Here is a 19,965-nt window from a genome sequence, read left to right on the forward strand (position 1 = left end):
CACCCTACCAAGGTAGGACAAACTACTCAGTAGATGGATTCAAAGCCGTAAAAGACGCGACGTTTTCTACCCCCGAGTCGGCAAGGCGACAGCTGACGTGGTGAGCTGAAGTCGTGACGAGTGAGCTGTTGGGCTTAACGATCGAGGCGGTCCGTCCGCTCGACGCGGCTGCGATGAACCAGGCCCGCGAGCTACAGGCCCGGCTGACCAAGCCCGCCGGTTCGCTCGGCGAGCTGGAGGAGCTGTCGGTGCGCCTGGCCGGGCTGAGCGCGGTCTGCCCGCCACCCCTGCTCGAACCCGCCCAGCTGGCGATCTTCGCCGGCGACCACGGGGTGCATGCCCAGGGTGTCACGCCGTGGCCGCAGGAGGTCACCGCGCAGATGGTCGGCAACTTCCTGGCGGGGGGAGCCGCCGTGAACGCGCTGGCCCGGCAGACCGGCGTCACCGTCACCGTGGTCGACGTCGGCGTCGCCGCCGACCTGCCCCCGGCCGACGGCCTGATCGCGGCCAAGGTCCGCCACGGCACCCGTGACATGACCGTCGAGCCCGCGATGACCCGCGCCGAGGCGCAGGCCGCGCTGGAGGTCGGCATCCAGACAGCGCACGCGATGATCGACGGCGGGGCCCGCGTACTGCTCACGGGTGACATGGGCATCGGCAACACCACCGCGTCGGCGGCACTCATCTCCGCCTTCACGGGGCGTGAGCCGGGCATGGTGACCGGCTACGGCACCGGCATCGACGCCCCCACCCACCTGCGCAAGGTCGAGGTGATCCGCCAGGCCCTCGCCCTGCACGGCCCGACCTGGCACGGCGAGCCCGCGTCCGACCCCGTGGCGGTGCTGGCCGCGCTCGGCGGCCTGGAGCACGCCGGGCTGGTCGGCTTCATCCTGGGCGCGGCGGCACGCCGGGTGCCGGTCGTACTCGACGGCGTGATCGCGGCAGCCGCCGCCCTGACGGCCGTGGCCATCGTGCCCAGCAGCCGGGACGCCATGATCGCGGGACACCAGTCGGTGGAGCCGGGCGCTAGCGTGGCGCTGTCGCAACTCGAACTGAACCCGCTGCTCGACCTCGGCCTCCGGCTGGGCGAGGGCACCGGCGCGGTGCTGGCCTACCCGATCGTGGCGAGCGCCGTACGGGTCCTGCACGAGATGGCGACATTCGACAGCGCCGGCGTCGCCGCGAAAGCCGAGGAGTGAACGACCGCAGGCTGGGCCATGGCGGCTCTGCGAAGGTCGAGGAGTGAGCGGAGCGAGCCCCGCAGGCTGAGCCATGGCGGCTCTGCGAAGGTCGAGGAGTGAGCTCCGCGAGGGGTTCTGTGTCGGCATTACGAAGGACGTGCAGCGACAGTGAGTGACCTCTATCCCCTTGCGCTGCGGCTGGATGGACGACTGGTGCTGGTCGTCGGCGGGGGCGCGGTGGCGACCCGGCGGGTGCCCGCGCTGCTGGCGGCCGGTGCGCGGGTGCGCCTGGTCGCGCCCGAGCTGACGCCCGCGCTGCGCGGGCTGGCCGACGCGGACCGGCTCACCTGGCTGGCGCGGCCGTTCGCCGAGCCCGACCTCGAGGGCGTCTGGCTGGTGCAGGTCGCGGTCGACGACCCCCAGGCCGCGGCGTCGGTCTCGGCAGCCGCGGAGCAGCGCCGCATCTTCTGCGTACGCGCCGACGACCGGCACGCCGCGAGCGCCTGGACCCCGGCGGTGGCCCGCCACGGTGCGGTCACCGTGGCCGTGCTCGCGGGCGGCTCGCCGCGTCGCGCGGTGGCGGTGCGCGACCGCATCGCGAACCTGCTGGCCACCGACGAGGACACCGTGCCGGAGACGGTCAAGGGCACGGTCGCGCTGGTCGGGGGCGGCCCCGGCGATCCGGAGCTGATCACGGTCAAGGGCCGCCGCCTGCTGGCCGCCGCCGACGTGGTGGTCGCCGACCGGCTCGGTCCCGGCCTGCTGCTCGACGAGCTGCGCGCCGACGTGGAACTGGTCGACGTGGCGAAGCTGCCGTATGGCCCCGCCGCGCAGCAGGAGGAGATCAACCGCATCCTGGTCGAACGGGCCAAGGCCGGGCTGTTCGTGGTACGCCTCAAGGGCGGCGACCCGTACGTCTTCGGCCGCGGCGGCGAAGAGGTGCTGGCCTGCGCCGAGGCGGGCGTGCCGGTGACCGTGGTGCCCGGCGTGACCAGCGCGATCTCGGTGCCTGCCGCAGCGGGCATCCCGGTGACGCACCGCCGGGTGGCGCACGAGTTCACCGTGGTCAGCGGGCACATCGGCCCGGACCACCCGGACTCGCTGGTCGACTGGCAGGCGCTGGCCCGGCTGCGCGGCACCCTGGTGATCCTGATGGGCCTGAAGAACCTGCCCGCCATCGTGGCGACCCTGCTGGCCCACGGCCGCGACCCGGCGACCCCGGCCGCGGTCGTCCAGGAGGGCACCACCGACCAGCAGCAGTCCCTGCACGGCACCCTCGCCGACCTCCCCGGCCTGGCCGGGCAGCTGAGCCCGCCCGCGATCGTCGTCGTCGGCGACGTCGTCGACGTCCTGCCCGGTCGGCGAGCCGGGCGCCGTCACGATCCGCGGTAGAGCCGGTCCAAGCCGACCAGTTCGACGTCGCCGCGGGTGGCCGCGGTGCGCCGCAGCTCGGGGGTGAAGCCCGAGCGGGCGAACAGCAGCAGGCGGGGCGCGGGGGTCGCGGCATCGGCGGGGAGCAGTCCGCGCAGATGGTCCAGGCGGGTCAGCTCGTCTACGCCGACGGGGCTCGCGGTCGCCTTGGCCTCGCCGATCGCGATGATGCGGTCGGGTCGGCCGGACCGGGTCTCCCAGACGACGGCGTCCAGCTCGTGACCGGCTCGGTGGTCGCGGCAGGGCAGCTCGGTGGGCAGCGCCCGGCTCGCCAGGCCACCCAGTGTCTGCTCACTGGCGTGCCACAGGCACCACTGGCGGCTCAGATCCTCGAAGTGCGGTCCGTAGATCTTGGAGGCGACGGTGTCGCTGTTTCGCTCCCACACCTGCTCCGCGCGCCCGGTGACCAGCTCGGCCTCGTGCCGGTTGATGATCAGTTGGTACAGCCGCACGACGGGCTCGGTGATCCGGTAGACGGTGCGCTTGCTGCGCACCGCGTCGTCGACGGCCTCGACCAGGCCGATGCCCTGCAGGCCGTTGAGCAGGTGGGCCAGTGCCGAAGCGGGTCGGCCCAACTCGGCCGCTATCTCGGTGCGGCGGACCTTGCCGGCGCTCAGCGCGGTGAGGACCGCGGCGTACGAGGTGGGATCGGCGATCGACGGGTCCTCGCGTAGGAGCAGGCTGCCCTCGCGGAACATCGCCGACGCCGGATTGATGATCCGGCGCTGCACCCAGCGGTCGAAGTCGGCGGCGCTGCGCGGCCCGGCCCCTCCGCTCATCTCCAGGTACGCCGGTGTCCCGCCGACCAGGGCGTTGACCCGGAAGGCGAGCTCGGGATCGGTGAGCCCCCAGAAGGCGGCCGCCTCGCGGTAGCCGAACGGCTTTACCACCAGTTCCAGCACCGCCCGCCCGCGTAGTGGCGCGCCCGCGCCGAGCAGGGTGGACATCGTCGTCAGCGCGCTGCCGCAGAGGATGAGCCGGGTGCGGGTGTCCTGCTTGGCCTCGCCGAGCGGACTCAGGGCCTGCTGCAGGTAGGAGGGCAGGGCGGGAGTCGTCGCGACGAGATAGGGGAACTCGTCGATGATGACGGGAAGCTGCCGCTCGCGGCCGAGCCGGATCAGCTCGGTCAGGGCGTCGCGCCAGTCGGCGAGGGCCAGCGGCGAGCCGAGCCCGCGGTGCTCGGCGAGCGCCCGGCCGATGTCGGCCAGGTTCTGGCTCTCGGTCTGCTGGGTCGCGCCGAAGAAGAAGCCGCCGGTCTGCTGGGCGAGCAGTTCGAGCATGAGCGCGTCTTGCCCTGGCGCCGGCGCCCGTAGACGAGTCCGAGCGTCGCGCCCGGTGTCGGCGCGGAGACGAAGTCTGTCAGCTCGTCCCATTCGACGGCGCGACCGTGTAACCGCTCGGGTTTCAGTGCATCCACCACACTATGGTAGCCACAACTATGATAGTTGTGGCTACCATTGCAGACGGACTTAGGAAGGGCGCCTTCTACAGCGCTATGCGCTGTAGAAGGCGCCCTTCCTTTGTTCAGCGGCCGAGGAGCTGGGCGCAGCGGATCAGGCCGAGGTGGCTGTAGGCCTGGGGGTGGTTGCCGAGGCCGCGTTCGAGGTCCGGGTCGTACTGCTCGGGGAGCAGGCCGGTCGGGCCGGCGGTGGCCAGCATCTGGTCGAACAGTTCCTCGGCGTCGGCGCGGCGGCCGGTACGCAGGTAGGCCTCGATCAGCCACGCCGTGCAGATGTGGAAGCCGCCCTCCTTGCCGGGCATGCCGTCGTCCCACTTGTACCGGTAGACGACCGGTCCCGAGCGGAGTTCGGCCTCGACCGCGAGCACCGTGTCCAGGAAGCGCGGGTCGTCGTCGGCCAGCAGGCCGGACAGGCCGATCCACAGGCTCGAGGCGTCCATCTCGGGGAAGCCGTAGGCGACCGTGTACGCCTTGGTGCCCTCGTGCCAGCCCTGGTGCAGGACGTTCTCGGCGATCCGGTCCCGCAGCTCGACCCACTCGGGCCGCTCCTCGGTGGTGTGCCGCTCCAGCACCTGCAGCGCCCGGTCCACCGTCATCCAGGACATGACCTTGGAGTACACGTGGTGGCGCGGAGCCAGCCGGGCCTCCCAGATGCCGTGGTCGGGCTCGTGCCAGCGCTGGGCGCAGGCCTGCACCATGGCCTCCATGACCCGCCACTCCTCGTGCCGGATCTTGCCGCGCTTGTCCGCGACCGCCATCAGCACGTCCGCGACCGGCCCGAACACGTCGAGCTGGAGCTGCTTGTTGGCGGCGTTGCCGACGCGCACCGGCCGGGAGCCGGCGTAGCCGGGCAGGCTCTCGATCACGGCCTCCGGGCCGAGCTCGTAGCCGTCCACGGTGTAGAGCGGGTGCAGCCGCTCCGGGTGCCCGCCGGTGCGGTCGACGACCCCGTCGACCCAGCGCAGGAACGCCTCGGCCTCGGTCAGCGAGCCCAGTTCGACGAGCGCCTTGACGGTCATCGCGCCGTCGCGCAGCCAGACGAAGCGGTAGTCCCAGTTGCGGATGCCGCCCAGCGTCTCCGGCAGCGAGGTGGTCGCCGCGGCGATGACGCCGCCGCCCTCGAAGTGGCACAGGCCGCGCAGCGTGAGCGCGCTGCGCATGACCACCTCCTTCTCGACCGAGGGCAGCTCCAGGGAGTTGGCCCACTCCCGCCACGGCTGCTCGACCAGTTCCAGCCGCTGCGCCGCGGTCAGCGGGTGCGCGGTCAGGTTGTGGCTGCGCATGCGCATCTCGAGCAGCGCCTCGCCGTTCATCTTCGACAGGTCGATGACCGCGCGGGCGGTGTCGTGCCCGCCGTCGTCGACGACGTCCCATTCCACGCCGGGGGAGTACAGGCACAGGTGCTCGCTGGTGCCGAGCACGAGCAGCCCGTCGGTGAGCGGCTGGAGCTGCACCGGCACCTGCCCGAACTCGGGCCGGGGGGCGTACTCGACGCGGACCACGGTGTTGCCGGTGAGGCGGCGCATCAGGCTGTCGCCTTCGAGCCAGTCCGTCACGGTGAGGCCGGACCAGCGGGTCTCCACGGTCATCGTGCCGGGGCGGTAGCGCTGGCCCAGCGGGTGCCCGCCACGCTGCGGGGCGATCGTGAAGTGGCCGGCGGGCGCGCCGCCGAGCAGGTCGGCGAAGATCGCCGCACTGTCCGGCCGCGGGTGGCACAGCCAGCTGACCCGGGCGTCGGGGCTGATCAGCGCGACGGTGCGGCCGTCGGCGAGCATCGAGTGCCGCTCGATGGGCACCGCCCGCTCGCCGAACAGCCAGTGCCGCCGGGTGTCCAGCAGCAGCGCCAGGATGCGTACCGCCTGCAGCGGGTCGTGCACCCGGAAGTTCGCGGCGGTCTCGCCCGCGCCGACCTTGACGCCGATGTCCTTGCCCGACAGCTGCCGGAAGGCGTTCTCGTCGGTGACGTCGTCGCCCATGAACAGCACCGCGCCCGCGGACACCTGACGGCGCAGTTCGTCGATCGCGGTGCCCTTGTGCGAGGCCAGCACCGACAGCTCGACGACCTCCTTGCCCTCGGTGGTGTGCACGCCGGGCCAGGAGGCCGGGCCGCACCGGACGGCGTCGGCCACCGCGGTGGCCACCGCCCGGGAGGCGGTACGCAGGTGCACGGCGACGCTGGCGGGTTTGTTCTCCAGGCGTACGCCAGGATGCTCGGCGGCTATCCGCTCCAGCTCGGTCTGCAGCCTGCTGCGCAGGTCGACCAGGTCGGAGGCGAGTCGCTGGACGAAGCCGATGTCGAACTCGGAGCCGTGGCTGCCGACGAGATGCACCTCGCTGGGCAGCCGGGACAGCGCCGCCAGGTCGCGCAGCGCCCGCCCGGAGACCACCGCGACGGTGGTCTGCGGCAGCGTGGCCAGCGAGCGCAGCGCCGCGACCGCTTCCGGGATCGGCGCGGCTGCGGACGGGTCCTCCACGATCGGCGCCAGGGTGCCGTCGTAGTCGCACGCGACGAGCAGGTGCGGCACGCGGGCCAGCTGCGCGAGCGCCGAACGCAGTGCGGGGTCGAAGCCGTCGCGGTCGAGATCGACGGTCATGCCCAGGGTCATGGTATTGCTCCCAGTTCGGTCAGGAAGTCTGACGCCCAGCGCGCCACGTCGTGACGCCGCAGGTGCCGCTGCATCACGCTCATCCGGCGCCGGGCCTCGTGCTCGTCGACGGTGACCGCGCGCATGAGTGCGTCCTTGACCGCGTCCAGATCGTGGGGGTTGCACAGGAACGCCTGACGCAGCTCTCCGGCCGCGCCCGCGAACTCGCTCAACACGAGTGCGCCACCATGCTCCAAGCGTGCCGCCACGTACTCCTTGGCCACCAGGTTCATACCGTCCCGCAACGGGGTCACCATCATGACGTCGGCCGCGCAGTAGAGCGCGGCCAACTCACTGCGACTGTACGACTGGTGCAGGTAATGCACCGCAGGCACGCCGACGCGGCCGAAATCCCCGTTGATCCGGCCGACCTCGCGCTCGACCTTGATGCGCAGTGCCTGGTAGTGCTCGACCCGTTCCCGGCTCGGCGTCGCTACCTGCACCATCACCGATTCCGGCACGGAAAGGCGGCCCGCGGCCAGCAGTTCGCGATATGCCTTAAGGCGGTGTTCGATGCCCTTGGTGTAGTCGAGTCGGTCCACACCCAGGATGACCGTTTTGGGGTCTCCGAGCTCGGCACGGATCTGCACGGCCCGTTCCCGGACAAGTGGGTTGTCCGCGAGACGCTGCATCTCGCCCACGTCGATCGAGATCGGGAACGCGTCCGCCTTGACCTGGCGGCCCTCGTACTCGATCACGTTGCCGTGGTACGGCGTGCCGAGCAGGTGCCGGGCCAGCCGGATGAAGTTCTGCGCGGCCAGCCGCTGCTGGAAGCCGACCAGGTCGGCCCCGAGCAGTCCGCGCAGCACCTCGGCGCGCTGCGGCAGCTGCATGAACAGCTCGATCGGCGGGAACGGGATGTGCAGGAAGAAGCCGATCTTGAGGTCGGGGCGCAGTTCCCGCAGCATCGCGGGCACCAGTTGGAGCTGGTAGTCCTGCACCCAGACCGTGGCGCCCTCGGCGGCCACCTCCGCCGCCGCCTCCGCGTAGCGCCGGTTGACCACCCGGTAGGCCTCCCGCCAGCGGCGGCGGAAGACGGGCGGCTCGACGTTGTCGTGGTAGAGCGGCCAGATGGTGGCGTTGGACTGGCCCTCGTAGTAACGCTCAAGATCTTCTTCGGAGAGCGGCACCGGCCGCAGGTTGATGCCGTCCAGCTCGAACGGGTCCGGGGCGTCGCCGGGCGAGCCCGACCAGCCGATCCACGTGCCGTGGCGCTCGACGAGCACCGGGTGCAGGGCGGTCACCAGACCGCCGGGGCTGCGCCGCCAGCGGCGGCGTGAATCACCGGAGCCGGTCACGCGGCCGCCCGGGGTGTCCGTGGTCACTTCGTCCACGGGCAGCCGGTTGGCGACGACGACGAACGGGCTGCGATCGACCATCGCTGCCTCTCCTCCGATCGGTGGATCGTGGGCCATCCTCTGAGACTACTGAAGTCCCCGGAAAGGTGGATCAACGGCGCGGCACGCGTAGGCGATACGTGTAGATCATCCCAGCGGGGCGCTTTGATCACAACCCGATGCGCGATGCCCACGCCGTACCCGGCCAAACCCGGCGTCCGGATCGGCGCACGTTGCGGGCGGGGCGAGCGGACTCACGCGGCCCCATGTCCCGGGTCGCGGGGCCACCTGGGAGTATTGAGGCGAAGACTGTCTGAAGGGGGTTGGCCCGACCGTGGCCCAGTACATATACACGCTCGAGAAGGCACGCAAGGCGCACGGCGACAAGGTTGTGCTCGACAACGTCACGCTCAGCTTCCTGCCGGGTGCCAAGATCGGCGTGGTCGGCCCGAACGGCGCGGGTAAGTCGAGCCTTTTGCGGATCATGTCCGGCCAGGACATCCCCAGCAACGGCGAGGCCCGGCTCATGCCCGGCTACACCGTCGGCATGGTGGCTCAGGAGCCCCGGCTGGACGAGTCGCTGACCGTGCTGCAGAACATCGAACTCGCCGTCGCCGACACCAAGGCCAAGCTCGCGCGGTTCAACGAGATCGCCGAGCTGATGGCGACCGACTACTCCGACGAGCTCATGGACGAGATGGGCCAGCTCCAGGAGCAGCTCGACCACAGTGACGCGTGGGACCTCGACTCCAAGCTCGAGCAGGCCATGGACGCGCTGCGGTGCCCGGAGCCCGACCTGCCGGTCGGCCCGCTGTCCGGTGGCGAGAAGCGCCGCGTGGCGCTGTGCAAGGTGCTGCTGGAGCAGCCCGACCTGCTGCTGCTCGACGAGCCCACCAACCACCTGGACGCCGAGAGCGTGCTCTGGCTGGAGCAGCACCTGGCGAAGTACCCCGGCACGGTGATCGCGATCACCCACGACCGGTACTTCCTGGACAACGTGGCCCAGTGGATCCTGGAGCTCGACCGCGGGCGCGCCTACCCGTACGAGGGCAACTACTCCACCTACCTGGAGAAGAAGGCCGCGCGTCTGTCGGTCGAGGGCCGCAAGGACGCCAAGATGCGCAAGCGGCTGTCCGAGGAGCTGGAGTGGGTGCGCTCCAACGCCAAGGCGCGCCAGACCAAGTCCCGGGCCCGTCTGGACCGGTACGAGGAGATGGCGTCCGAGGCGGAGAAGACCCGCAAGCTTGACTTCGAGGAGATCCAGATCCCGCCGGGCCCGCGCCTGGGCAGCACCGTGATCGAGGCCAAGGACCTGGTCAAGGGCTTCGGCGACCGGGTGCTGATCGAGAACCTGTCGTTCTCGCTGCCGCGCAACGGCATCGTCGGCATCATCGGCCCCAACGGCGTCGGCAAGACCACCCTGTTCAAGACCATCGTCGGCCTGGAGCAGCCGGACAAGGGCGCGGTCCGGGTCGGCGAGACGGTCACGCTGTCCTACGTCGACCAGAACCGGGCCGGTCTGGACAGCTCGCAGACCGTCTGGGAGGTCGTCTCCGACGGCCTGGACTACCTGATGGTCGGCAAGGTCGAGATGCCGTCGCGGGCGTACGTGGCCGCGTTCGGGTTCAAGGGCCCGGACCAGCAGAAGCCGGTCAACGTGCTGTCCGGTGGTGAGCGCAACCGCCTCAACCTGGCGCTGACGCTCAAGATCGGCGGCAACGTGCTGCTGCTCGACGAGCCGACCAACGACCTGGACGTGGAGACGCTGTCCAGCCTCGAGAACGCGCTGCTGGAGTTCCCCGGCTGCGCCGTGGTCATCTCCCACGACCGGATGTTCCTCGACCGCGTGTCGACCCACATCCTGGCGTGGGAGGGCACCGACGAGAACGAGTCGAAGTGGTTCTGGTTCGAGGGCAACTTCGAGGCGTACGAGAAGAACAAGGTCGAACGCCTGGGCGTCGAGGCCGCTCGCCCGCACCGGGTCACCCACCGCAGGCTGACGCGCGACTGATCCGGGTCTGACGATCCACCGGCCTGCCGGTCGCTCCCGCGACCGGCAGGCCGAACGATCAAGGCGAGTGGGAGAACCATGAGATTCACCTACCACTGCGCGCTGCGGTGGTCTGATCTTGACGCGTACGGGCACGTCAACAACGCGCGCTTCCTCACCCTGTACGAGGAGGCCCGGGTCGCGATGATGTTCGTCGGCGCGCGCGAGGCCGGGGTGACCTCCTTCGAGGAGGGCATCGTGGTGTCCCGGCACGAGGTGGACTACCTGCGCCCGGTCGACTACGGCGACCCGGTGCGCATCGAGCTGTGGATCGAGGACCTGAAGCCGTCCCGGTTCACCGTCTGCTACGAGCTGTTCGACGGTGACCTGCTGGCCAGCCGGGCCCGCTCCGTGCTGGTGCCGTACGACCTGGAGCGGCAGCGGCCGCGCCGGATGAGCGAGGCCGAGCAGAGTTTCCTGAAGCCGTGGCTGTCGACCTGAGCGACCGCGCCGACGCGGCGGTGTTCCTGCGGCGGCTGCTGCGGCTGGATCCGGCGACGCTGGTGCGGCTGTGTCCCGCCGGGCCGGGCCGGGTGGCGCTGTGGGCGTCGCTGCCGTGGGGCGTGCTGGTCAGCCGCACCGTCGCCGGCAGCGTGGACCGCGACCGGGTGACGGCGGCCTCGGCGCTGCTGGAGGGCGTCGCGGAGCCGCCGGTGCTGGACGACCGGTGGCGCGGCGCGCTGCCCCCGGCCGCGTCCAGGACGCTGGAACGGCTGCCCGCCGCAGTGGTCAGCGGGGTGGCCGCGGCGGCCGCACAGGCGCTGCGCGAGGTCGGGTCCACCGGGCTCAAGGGCCGTGCCGTCGGGCAGCGGGTGCTGCGCGACGCGCTGCTCGACCATGTCGCGATCAACGGTGTGTCCGATGTGGACGGCGTGGCGTACGCCGTTCCGCAGCGGCTCGTGCAAGGGTTGGTGCGGATGGGCTTCCTCGGTGTCGAAGAGGTGGCGGTCGTCACGGCGGGAACGTGGACGGGACTCGCGGCTTCCTATGGCACAGCCTGGTTCCGGACACCCGTGTTGTCCGTACGGCCGATTGTCACTCGGACGATCGGCTGATCGCACATCGTCTATTCAGCCTGGGACCTTCGGTAAGGGGATGACGAAAGACGGCTGTCCGGGTAGCCTCCTCGCCGGGGATGGAACTGAGGGTAGGCAAGCAATCTCCCTCAGCATTGATCTGTCGGCTTCAGGCTACGGTCGGACAGGAGCATGGGCATGGCGTGGTTTTCGTGGCAACGCTTGCGGGTGGGTCAGTCAACGACGGGGGAGGCGCGACCGCGAACGGTTCCGCAGCAGCGCAGCCTCTTCGAGGTGCCGGACGATCTGTCCATGATGGACAGCCTGCCGCCGGCGCCGACGACCCTGGCGCCGGCTGAGACACCCCAGGTCAACCTGCGCCGCATCGCCGCCACCCTGGACCTGCTCGACATCCGCTACCTCTCCGACGGCGAGGAGAGCCTGCTGGCGCTCTGGGAGCGGCACGCCCTGCTGTTCGCGGTCGAGGGGCCGGACGACGAGATCCTGGTGATCCGGGCCCGCCCGCACGCCACCGTGCCGCCGGAGCTGGCCGACCTGGCCTACCGCGCGGTCAACGAGTGGAACCACACCCGCCGCTTCGCCAAGGCGTACGTGGGCGACCCCACCGAGCGCGGCCAGCTGCCGATCTACGCCGAGTGGCAGGTGCCCCTGCGGTCCGGCGTGCACGACGCGCTGCTGATGGAACTGCTCGACTGCGCCGCCTCGGTCTCCACCACGTTCGTGGACTGGATGCACAGCGACGGCGGCCTGCTGCTCTGACGACGTCACTCCGCCGCCGCAGGGCCCTCTGACGGCGACAGCCGCCTGCCCGGGTCTCGTACACCCGGGCAGGCGGCTGTTCCGCGTTCTGGAGCCGCGTCAGTCCGTGCGGGGGAACAGGCCGATCCGGCCGTGGTACTCCCGGCCGAGCTCGTCGGTGTCCGAGCCCACCAGCAGCCCCTGCGGCGTGATGGCGAACGCGCGCACGCCCACGCCGCGGCTGCGGGTCGGGTTCCACGGCAGGGCCATCCCGGTGACCGGGTTGATCGCGGCCACCCCGGGGCGGTCCACGGCGCCCGGTCCGGCGGACTCCATGCCGTAGGGGTTGTTCAGCCAGCGCTGGTGCCCGCCGACGTAGACCGCCCCGCCGACGATCTCCACGGCGTACAGCGAGTCGCCGCCGGTGTGGTTGACCCAGGTGGGGCGGACCTTGCCGGTGGCGTACGTCTCGAAGCGCGCCGCGGTGTCGCAGTTGATCTCGACGCCGCTGAGCCGCCCCGTGGTGACGACGACGAAGTACTCGCCGTCGGGGGAGAAGTCCGCCGCCCGCATGTACGTGTCGAAGCCCTCCCGGCACAGCGGCACGTAGGCGTCGGTCCACCAGTTGGCGGCCTTGCTCGGGTTGCCGGTCAGGTCGAACATGGCGGCCTGCACCCGGCGCGACGAGCCGACCCGGGTGAACGCGCCGATCGCCAGCAGCCGGTCGCCGGACGGTGAGATCGCGATGTCCTCGACCTTCACCCGGCCGATCTCCGGGGCGTCCAGGCGGGCGTCGAACGATGCGTCCACCGCGCCGGTGATCGGGTCGATCCGGGCCAGCCCGCGCCGCTCCACCCTGTTGACCGCGGTGAACGAGCCGCCGAGATACAGCCACGGGCCGGCCACGGACAGGCCGCGCACGTCACCCCAGTTGATCGAGGCGTCGAAGCCCTCGACCTGCTCGCCGGTGGCCAGGTCGAGCCGGGCCAGCCCGCGCTGGTCCTCGTCGTCGATCTGCTCGAACGAGCCGCCGACGAACACCGAGTTGGCCGGGCCGGGGGTCAGCGAGTACACCATGCCGTCGACCGACGGCGCGAAGTCGAGCACCGCGCCGCTACGCAGGTCGAAGGCGAACAGGTGCTCGCGCTCGTACTCCTGGGTGCCGACGTTGTCGCTGACCCTGGTGAAGTCGCCGCCGACGACGACGGTCTGGCCGACCACGGCCAGCGCGTGCACCTCACCGTCGAGGATGTGCGGCGTCCAGTCGGCGGGATTCTCGCTGACGGTGCGCACGTCGCGCGGTTTCAGGTTCTCGGCCGGGGCCTGGGGCTGGGCGGCCCACACGGCGGTGGGCAGGGCCATCGCGGCCATGGCGGCCAGCGATACCACGCGTCGGCGCATCAGGACGTCTCCTCGCAAATCCGGGCATATCTCCCTGGGTTAACGAGGCGAGCGAAAGGAAGGGCACCCTTCTGGACGGGTTAGTCGAGAAGGGTGGCTTGGGTCACTGCGAGGATCGGCGCTTCGCGCCGAGCTGATCTCTGGCTCCGCATTAACCATGCTCTACCTATGCTTCATGGTCAATGCTCCGCATTGACCATGAAGAACGCCGCCCGCTCCAGATAGTCCCAGAGCATCTTGTCCAGCTCCGGGCTGAGTTCGAGCACGTCAACGGCGTGGCGCATGTGGTGCAGCCAGGCGTCGCGCTCCTTCTCGCCGATGACGAACGGGGCGTGCCGCATCCGCAGGCGCGGGTGCCCGCGCTCCTGGGAGTAGGTGTTCGGGCCGCCCCAGTACTGGATCAGGAAGAGGCGCAGCCGCTCGTTGGCGGGGCCGAGGTCTTCCTCGGGATACATCGGGCGCATCACCGGATCGGTCGCGACACCGGCGTAGAACTCGTCCACGAGCAGCCGGAAGGCGTCCTCGCCGCCGAGCAGCTCGAAGTAGTTCGGGGTCGGCAGGGCCGTCGACGCGGGGGGCTGGTCACTCACCAGCCCTAGGCTACCCGGCGACCGGAGCCTCATTGAGCCGCCGGGCGCGCTCGATGGCGGCGGTGAAGCGCTCGTGCGGCGGCCACGCGCTGAGCGCCACCAGCACCAGCACCACCCCGGCCACGCTCCACAGGCCGATGACCTGGTGCAGCGGCCAGTGGTTGGCCAGCACGCCGGTGAACAGCACCGCGGCGCCCTGCATCACCTGCACGCCGCCCTGCATCACGCCGAAGGCACGCGCCCGGTAGACGTTCGGCAGGGCCTGCACGAACAGTGCGTTTATGGTCGGCAGCATGCCGGCCAGGCAGAAGCCGCAGGCCGCCGCCATCAGGCACACGGCGATCAGGGACGGGTCGAGCAGCGCGGGCACCAGCATGATCGGGGTGAGCAGGGCCAGTGGCCGGATCAGCGACCGGCGCATGGCCGGGGCCATGAACCGGCCGACCACGATGCCGCCCAGCACGTAACCCGCCGGGTTGGCGAGCATGATCATTCCTTGCGCGAAGCCGCGCTCGGAGTCCCCGTCCAGGGACAGGTGATGGGCCCAGACGGCGGCCAGGCCCTCGGGCACGATCGCGAACAGCGTCACGCTGAACACCAGCACGGCGATGGCGCGCAGGGCCGGGATGCCGAAGACCACCCGGAAGCCCTCGGCGGTCTCCTGGATCAGGTTGCGGCGCGCGTTCGGGTTGCCGACCGCCGGCCGGTGCTTCACCACGAAGGTCAGCAGCAGCGCCGAGACGGCGAAGGTGGCGGCGTCGAGCAGCAGCGACATCCGCGGGTTCATGGCGGCCAGCAGGCCACCGGCGAGATAGCCGCCGATCTGCGCGGCCTGGCCCGCGCTGAGGTTCAGCGAGATGCCCACCACCAGGCGGTCGCCGGTGAGGATGGCCGGGTACAGCGCGGAGCGGGCGGCCTCGTAGGGCGGGTTGCCCAGGGCGGTGAGGAACAGCAGGCCGATCAGGACCGGGATCGGCAGGTTCGGCACGGCGACCAGCGCGATGAGCCCCATCCGGGCCAGATCACTGATGATCATCACCGTGCGGTACGGATACCGTTCGGCGACCGCGGCCAGCATCGGGCCCAGCAGCACCCACGGCGCGAAACTGATCGCGAAGGTGGCCGCGGCCATGCCGGCCGAGCCCGTCTGCTCGTACACCAGCGTGGTGACCGCGGCCTTGGCCAGGTAGTCGCCGATCCAGGACAGCACACTCGCGCCGAGCATGCCCCGGTACTCGCGGATGGCGAGCACCTCACCGAAGGTCGCGCGGTGCTCGGGTATCGAGCCGGGCGTTTCGTTCGGCGGGGGCGTGTTGGTGCGAGCGGGGTGGTGCACCACCGGATGGTCCTCCATCGATCACGACATTGGTATCGAGGACCGCCATCCTGTCGCAGAGTCACGCCGAATGACCGCCCCAGAAGGGATGTCGTCGGTTGATTCTGCCCGATCGGTGGATAAAGCGCTAGCCTCTACGGCTGATGCCACCGTAGCCGGTCAGGGGGCGGTCGGCTCGTCGGCGGGCACCGCGGTCCGCATTGCCCGAGCGGCCTGCATCTGGGCGGCGATGCCCGATGCCTCCAGCGCCTCGGTGAGCCGCCGCCGCATCTCCCGCTGCAGGTCCCACTGCCGGTCGGCGGAGGTCTTGCAGACGGTGCGGATGACCGCGCCGTCGACGCTGATGTTCTCCACGCCCAGCACCTGCGGCGGCTCCACGAAGTCGGCGGACCACTCGGGGTCGTTGGCGAAGGCGTCGACCGCCTGGCGCAGCACCGCCGTGGCATCCTCCACGCCGACGAAGCCGATCGGCACGTCGATCATGACGGTGGCCCAGCCCTGGCTCTTGTTGCCGATGCGGATGATCTCGCCGTTGCGCACGTACCAGATGACGCCGCGGCCGTCGCGGATGGTGACGGTGCGCAGCCCGACCGACTCGACCACGCCGACCGCCTCGCCGGTGTCGATCACGTCGCCCACCCCGTACTGGTCCTCCAGCAGCATGAACAGGCCCGCTATCAGGTCCTTGACCAGCGACTGCGCGCCGAAGCCGAGGGCCACGCCGACGATGCCGAGGCTGGCGATGAGCGGCCCGACGTTCACGTCGAACTCGCTGAGCACGATCAGGAAGGCGACCGAGAACACGCCGACGGTGACCATGCTCTTGAGCACCGACCCGATGGCCTCCGCGCGCTGGCGGCGGCGCTCGGGGAACATGCTCCCCGAGTTCAGCACCGCGACCGGCACCCGGATCGGCCGCAGCATGGTCGGCACCTTGCCCTGGGCGGTACGTGCCACGATCTTGTTGATCGTGTGGTTCAGCAGCGAGCGGGCGATCAGCGCGACGACAATGATGACGATGATGCGGATCGGTTTGATCAGCAGGTAGTAGCCGCCGTCGGCCAGCCATGCCGAATCGGTGACGTTGTACAGCCACTGGCAGATCTGGTCGGTGTCGGTGCACGGCGTGGCCGGGTCGGGGGCGAGAAGGCTCAACGGCATGGCTAACTAGCTACCTCATCGGTCGGTCGGCGGATCGGGCGGCCTCTGGGGGATATTCCTCGCATATGCCAATGACCAGGGCAAAGCGCGGTTGAGAATTCATGAGACCGCCGCAAATTGTAGGTGCAATCACCAGATCAATCGGGGACGATGGTCACAATGACGCGATGACGTGACTGTGCCGCCGGAGGGTGAGACCGATGCCTGACATACGACCCACAGCCGCCTCCGCCGCGTTGCTCCTCAACGCGACCTATGAACCGCTGTGTGTCGTGTCCGTGCGCCGGGCCGCCATTCTCATTCTCTCCGGCAAGGCCGTCTGTGTCGCCGACGGGGACGGGATGCTGCACAGCTCCCGCGCCCGGGTGCCCGTTCCGCTGGTCGCCAAGCTCACCCGCTACGTCCGGGTGCCGTACCGCACCCAGGTCGGCCTGTCCCGGCGCGCGATCTTCGCCCGCGACGGCGGGCGCTGCGTCTACTGCCAGGGCCCGGCCGAGACGATCGACCACGTGCACCCCCGCTCCAAGGGCGGCCCGCACGCCTGGGAGAACGTGGTGGCCGCCTGTGCGCGCTGCAACCACCACAAGGGTGACAAGACGCTGGCCGACCTCGGCTGGCGTCTTCCCGTCAAGCCCACGGTGCCGCACGGCGCGATCTGGCGCGTGCTCGGCCACCGCACCCCGGACCCGCGCTGGGCACAGTGGCTGGAGACGGTCTGAGGCTCAGGCCTTGTGCGCGCTGACCAGGCTCGCGAACACCACGATGTTGTCGGCGTAGCCCAGCTCGCCGCCCACCCAGCGGCCCCCGCAGGTGATCAGCCGTAACGCGGGCCGGGTGAAGTCGTGGTAGATCCGGTCCACGGGCAGGCTCTGCTTGCTGAACCGCTCGACCGTGTTGACCTCGAACACGGTGACCCTGTTGTCCCGGCGCGTGATCTCGATCTTCGCGCCGGGCTTCAGCTCGTTCAGCCGGTGGAAGACGCCGGGTTTGTCCTTGGTGTCCACGTGCCCGACGACGATCGCGGGCCCGTACTGGCCGGGGGACGGCCCGTCGTCGAACCAGCCCGCCTCGTTGCGCAGCAGCAGCGACGGCGTGTCGATCGCGCCCCGTTCGTCCAGGCCCACCCCGTGGATGTACGCCTTGACCTTGATCGCCGGGATCTGGATCCGCAGCGGGCGGCTCGGGCCGAGCACCGGGAACTCGCCCGGCGGGGCCTTGCCGGGCCCCCGGAACAGCTCGGCGAACGAGAACCCGTTGGCCTTGCCCACCCCGATCCCGACACTGAACAGCCCGGCCAGCAGCAGCATGACGGCCAGCGGGCCGCGCAGACGGCGCAGCACGGCGTCAGGCGGGGGTCAGCGGGTTGCGCCCGCGACGGCGCGACAGCAGCAGCACGCCCAGGCCCAGGCCCATCGCCGCGGCACCCGCGCCGATCAGTGTCGCGCCGCCGTCCCCGGCCAGCGCGCCGCCGCCGGTGTTCGGGCCGTGGCTCGGGCTGTCGTGGTTGACCACCCACAGCGTGGTGGTGGCGGTCTGCCGGCTGGGACAGGTCAGCTTCACGTTGTAGCCGCCGGCCTTCTTGTTCTCGGGGACCGTCGCCGCCGCGATCAGGTACACGTTCACGGGCTCGACGGTCACCGTGCCGAACGCGTCAGAGTGCACCTTCGCGTTGTTCAGCGCGTCGCCGCAGCTGGCCCGGATGGCCACCTGGAACCCGGCCTGGATCGTGCTCGGATTGACCTCGACGAACACACCCTCGGCGTACGCGGGCGCGGGAGCGGTGAGCGCCGCCACGACCAGCGCCACGGCACCGGCCGCCACCCGAAGAGCAGACCGCATGTTTCCCCCAAATCGGTGATCAACGCCCGATCAAGACCGGGCTGTCCCAAATCCTCCCATCAAACCCGCCTGCCGGACACCCCGAAACATGAAAAAAAGGCCCGAAACGGACGCTCCGTCGCCCTTTGCGACCGGCGATGATCGCTGTTTCGTGCCGGAAACTGCGGTCCCACCTGAGGTTTTGACAAGAAACGACGATCTTCGGGGCGGAGCGGGGCGGGGGCGGCGTCGGATCGGGATTAGAGGGGGGCTATGGGGTATGTCAGGGGGGAGTGAGAGGGCGCCAGGAGAGGGGGGTGGAGAGGATCAGGGTGCTGGAGGGGCGCCCGTGGGGGGCGAGGCGGTCGATAAGGGATTCGAAGGCGTCCATGGAGGTGGCGGCGACCTTGAGGACGCTGCAGGCGTCGCCGGTGATGCGGTGGATCTCCAGTACCTCGGGCCACTCCGGCACGCTCGGGTCGCGCAGTACGCAGTTCGGGCCGTAGCAGGACATCTGGATCAGCGCTACGACCGGGCGACCGGCGGCGGTCAGGTCGACGTGGGCCCGGTAGCCGACGATCACGCCGGAGTCCTCCAGGCGGCGTACCCGCTCGGCGACCGCCGGTGGGGACAGGTGCACCCTCCGGGACAGCTCGCTGAAGGACAGCCGGGCGTCCTCCTGCAGTTCGCGCAGCAGCGCCCAATCCATGTCGTCCACTAGCGCTTTCCCTTCATAAACCAAACGCCCCGACCCCAGTATGAACGTTAAGCGGATCGCCCCGAGTGCCGTTGATTCGGCATTCCGTCCGAGGCCCTTCCGGAGACATCATGACGTTGACCAGAGCACCTGGAGGAACGCGTGACCGCTCCATCGACGACCACCGCAGCCGTACGCCCGGTGACCGCGGCCGAGCGTGCCGAGCGCGCCGAAGCCAACGGCGGCGAGCCGACCCTGGAGTTCGCCCAGCGCACGCCGTATGACGCGTACGTGCACGCGAGCACGCTGCACACGCTGCAGCAGACGCTGAGCAAGGACCCGGGCGAGATGTCCTTCCTCATGATCAGCCAGGTGATGGAACTGTACTTCGGCCTGGTGCGCTTCGAGCTGCGCGAGACCCAGCGCCTGCTGGCCGATGACGACGTCTACGGCGCGCTCGCCCCGCTGCGGCGTACGGCGCTGCACCTGGACGGGCTGAACGCGGCCTGGCAGACGCTGCACTGGATGACCCCGGCCGACTTCAACCGGTTCCGCAACCTGCTCGGGGAGGGCTCGGGCTTCCAGTCGGCGATGTACCGGCACCTGGAGTTCCTGCTCGGGCTGAAGACCGCGTCGCTGGTCCGGCCGTTCCAGCGCCAGGACGAGGTGTACCACGACCTGCTGGCGACGCTGCACGGCACGAGTGTGTGGGACGACGTGATCGCCCTGCTCGCCCGCCGGGGCTTCGACATCCCCGCCGACCTGCTGTCGCGTGACTTCGCGACCGAGCACGAGGCGCACCCGGCCGTCGAGGCGGCATGGGTGCGCATCTACGGTGACGAGAGCCCGGACAACCACCTGCGCCTGCTCGGCGAGGCGCTGACCGAGGTCGCCGAGCGCTTCGACGACTGGCGCTACAAGCACCTCAAGGCCGTTGCGCGCACGATGGGCGCGAAGGTCGGCAGCGGCGGCTCCAACGGGTACGCCTGGCTGCAGCGCAGCATGTCCCGCACCGTCTTCCCCGAACTCTGGACCGCCCGCACGGCCATGTGAGGCACAGTGAGCACGGTGCCGAGCGACACGC

The 19,965-nt window shown here is 70.4% G+C and carries 18 protein-coding genes; 8 read left to right on the forward strand and 10 right to left on the reverse strand.

Annotation, left to right across the window (positions count from 1 at the left end; genetic code table 11):
* The first annotated feature begins 125 nt into the window (after positions 1-125).
* Positions 126-1,199 carry a nicotinate-nucleotide--dimethylbenzimidazole phosphoribosyltransferase gene (cobT, locus tag HAV40_RS19060; protein WP_166383210.1) on the forward strand — a complete coding sequence of 358 codons (1,074 nt, stop codon included), beginning with the start codon at positions 126-128 and terminating at the stop codon, positions 1,197-1,199.
* Positions 1,200-1,349: 150 nt separating this feature from the next.
* Positions 1,350-2,573, forward strand: coding sequence for a uroporphyrinogen-III C-methyltransferase (cobA, locus tag HAV40_RS19065; RefSeq protein ID WP_166383079.1), 1,224 nt, complete (start codon positions 1,350-1,352; stop codon positions 2,571-2,573).
* On the opposite strand, the gene HAV40_RS19070 is transcribed toward cobA, so the two are convergent.
* From HAV40_RS19070 to HAV40_RS19080, 3 genes are all read right to left on the reverse strand, one after another.
* Positions 2,558-3,892, reverse strand: coding sequence for an AAA family ATPase (locus HAV40_RS19070; RefSeq protein ID WP_203671141.1), 1,335 nt, complete (start codon positions 3,890-3,892; stop codon positions 2,558-2,560). The genes cobA and HAV40_RS19070 overlap by 16 nt on opposite strands.
* 244 nt (positions 3,893-4,136) lie before the next feature.
* Positions 4,137-6,677, reverse strand: coding sequence for a trehalose-phosphatase (gene otsB, locus HAV40_RS19075; RefSeq protein ID WP_239085998.1), 2,541 nt, complete (start codon positions 6,675-6,677; stop codon positions 4,137-4,139).
* Positions 6,674-8,095 (reverse strand): alpha,alpha-trehalose-phosphate synthase (UDP-forming), encoded by a 1,422-nt coding sequence (locus HAV40_RS19080; RefSeq protein ID WP_155369905.1) that lies wholly within the window; start codon positions 8,093-8,095, stop codon positions 6,674-6,676. Before HAV40_RS19080 ends, otsB begins: the two co-directional genes overlap by 4 nt.
* Positions 8,096-8,387: 292 nt before the next feature.
* Between HAV40_RS19080 and ettA the strand changes: the two genes are divergently transcribed.
* The 4 genes from ettA to HAV40_RS19100 all read left to right on the forward strand — a co-directional run bounded on the left by ettA (position 8,388) and on the right by HAV40_RS19100 (position 11,899).
* Positions 8,388-10,064: an energy-dependent translational throttle protein EttA gene (ettA, locus tag HAV40_RS19085; RefSeq protein WP_166383081.1), complete on the forward strand. Its 1,677-nt coding sequence runs from the start codon at positions 8,388-8,390 to the stop codon at positions 10,062-10,064.
* 78 nt (positions 10,065-10,142) lie between these two features.
* Entirely contained in the window at positions 10,143-10,544 is a 402-nt protein-coding gene (locus HAV40_RS19090; RefSeq protein ID WP_166383083.1) for an acyl-CoA thioesterase, read from the forward strand.
* Positions 10,529-11,158, forward strand: coding sequence for a DUF8185 domain-containing protein (locus HAV40_RS19095; protein ID WP_166383085.1), 630 nt, complete (start codon positions 10,529-10,531; stop codon positions 11,156-11,158). Before HAV40_RS19090 ends, HAV40_RS19095 begins: the two co-directional genes overlap by 16 nt.
* 159 nt (positions 11,159-11,317) lie before the next feature.
* The gene (locus tag HAV40_RS19100) at positions 11,318-11,899 is read left to right on the forward strand and encodes a type III secretion system chaperone family protein (RefSeq protein ID WP_409364940.1); all 582 of its coding nucleotides are present in this window, start codon (positions 11,318-11,320) and stop codon (positions 11,897-11,899) included.
* A 99-nt stretch (positions 11,900-11,998) separates the two neighbouring features.
* On the opposite strand, the gene HAV40_RS19105 is transcribed toward HAV40_RS19100, so the two are convergent.
* The 4 genes from HAV40_RS19105 to HAV40_RS19120 all read right to left on the reverse strand — a co-directional run bounded on the left by HAV40_RS19105 (position 11,999) and on the right by HAV40_RS19120 (position 16,366).
* Entirely contained in the window at positions 11,999-13,279 is a 1,281-nt protein-coding gene (locus HAV40_RS19105; RefSeq protein WP_166383087.1) for a PKD domain containing protein, read from the reverse strand.
* Positions 13,280-13,458: 179 nt separating this feature from the next.
* A complete protein-coding gene (locus tag HAV40_RS19110; RefSeq protein WP_275413457.1) occupies positions 13,459-13,869 on the reverse strand; it encodes a globin in 411 nt (136 codons plus the stop codon).
* 10 nt (positions 13,870-13,879) lie between these two features.
* Positions 13,880-15,205: an MFS transporter gene (locus HAV40_RS19115; RefSeq protein WP_239085999.1), complete on the reverse strand. Its 1,326-nt coding sequence runs from the start codon at positions 15,203-15,205 to the stop codon at positions 13,880-13,882.
* A gap of 159 nt (positions 15,206-15,364) precedes the next feature.
* Entirely contained in the window at positions 15,365-16,366 is a 1,002-nt protein-coding gene (locus HAV40_RS19120; protein ID WP_166383091.1) for a mechanosensitive ion channel family protein, read from the reverse strand.
* Between the two features lie 200 nt (positions 16,367-16,566).
* Here HAV40_RS19120 and HAV40_RS19125 point away from each other — a divergent pair, with 200 nt between their 5' ends.
* Positions 16,567-17,085 (forward strand): HNH endonuclease, encoded by a 519-nt coding sequence (locus HAV40_RS19125; RefSeq protein WP_166383092.1) that lies wholly within the window; start codon positions 16,567-16,569, stop codon positions 17,083-17,085.
* Between the two features lie 3 nt (positions 17,086-17,088).
* Here the strand turns inward: HAV40_RS19125 and HAV40_RS19130 are convergent, their stop codons facing one another.
* From HAV40_RS19130 to HAV40_RS19140, 3 genes are all read right to left on the reverse strand, one after another.
* Complete coding sequence (locus HAV40_RS19130; protein ID WP_166383094.1) at positions 17,089-17,706, reverse strand: class F sortase; 618 nt, start codon at positions 17,704-17,706, stop codon at positions 17,089-17,091.
* A 4-nt stretch (positions 17,707-17,710) separates the two neighbouring features.
* Positions 17,711-18,205: a hypothetical protein gene (locus tag HAV40_RS19135; protein WP_166383096.1), complete on the reverse strand. Its 495-nt coding sequence runs from the start codon at positions 18,203-18,205 to the stop codon at positions 17,711-17,713.
* 262 nt (positions 18,206-18,467) lie between these two features.
* The gene (locus HAV40_RS19140) at positions 18,468-18,902 is read right to left on the reverse strand and encodes an Lrp/AsnC family transcriptional regulator (protein WP_166383098.1); all 435 of its coding nucleotides are present in this window, start codon (positions 18,900-18,902) and stop codon (positions 18,468-18,470) included.
* A gap of 141 nt (positions 18,903-19,043) precedes the next feature.
* Here HAV40_RS19140 and HAV40_RS19145 point away from each other — a divergent pair, with 141 nt between their 5' ends.
* Positions 19,044-19,934: a tryptophan 2,3-dioxygenase gene (locus HAV40_RS19145; protein ID WP_166383100.1), complete on the forward strand. Its 891-nt coding sequence runs from the start codon at positions 19,044-19,046 to the stop codon at positions 19,932-19,934.
* The last annotated feature ends 31 nt before the right edge of the window (positions 19,935-19,965 follow it).

This window comes from Catellatospora methionotrophica (assembly GCF_011297335.1).
In the GTDB taxonomy this organism is placed as follows: Bacteria; Actinomycetota; Actinomycetes; order Mycobacteriales; family Micromonosporaceae; genus Catellatospora; species Catellatospora methionotrophica.

Excerpts from the sequence above, each read along its gene's own strand:
- HAV40_RS19070 (WP_203671141.1), bottom strand. The coding sequence starts at position 3,892 with ATGCTCGAACTGCTCGCCCAGCAGACCGGCGGCTTCTTCTTCGGCGCG.
- otsB (WP_239085998.1), bottom strand. The coding sequence starts at position 6,677 with ATGACCCTGGGCATGACCGTCGATCTCGACCGCGACGGCTTCGACCCC.
- HAV40_RS19080 (WP_155369905.1), bottom strand. The coding sequence starts at position 8,095 with ATGGTCGATCGCAGCCCGTTCGTCGTCGTCGCCAACCGGCTGCCCGTG.
- HAV40_RS19090 (WP_166383083.1), top strand. The coding sequence starts at position 10,143 with ATGAGATTCACCTACCACTGCGCGCTGCGGTGGTCTGATCTTGACGCG.
- HAV40_RS19100 (WP_409364940.1), top strand. The coding sequence starts at position 11,318 with ATGGCGTGGTTTTCGTGGCAACGCTTGCGGGTGGGTCAGTCAACGACG.
- HAV40_RS19105 (WP_166383087.1), bottom strand. The coding sequence starts at position 13,279 with ATGCGCCGACGCGTGGTATCGCTGGCCGCCATGGCCGCGATGGCCCTG.
- HAV40_RS19120 (WP_166383091.1), bottom strand. The coding sequence starts at position 16,366 with ATGCCGTTGAGCCTTCTCGCCCCCGACCCGGCCACGCCGTGCACCGAC.
- HAV40_RS19125 (WP_166383092.1), top strand. The coding sequence starts at position 16,567 with ATGCCTGACATACGACCCACAGCCGCCTCCGCCGCGTTGCTCCTCAAC.
- HAV40_RS19135 (WP_166383096.1), bottom strand. The coding sequence starts at position 18,205 with ATGCGGTCTGCTCTTCGGGTGGCGGCCGGTGCCGTGGCGCTGGTCGTG.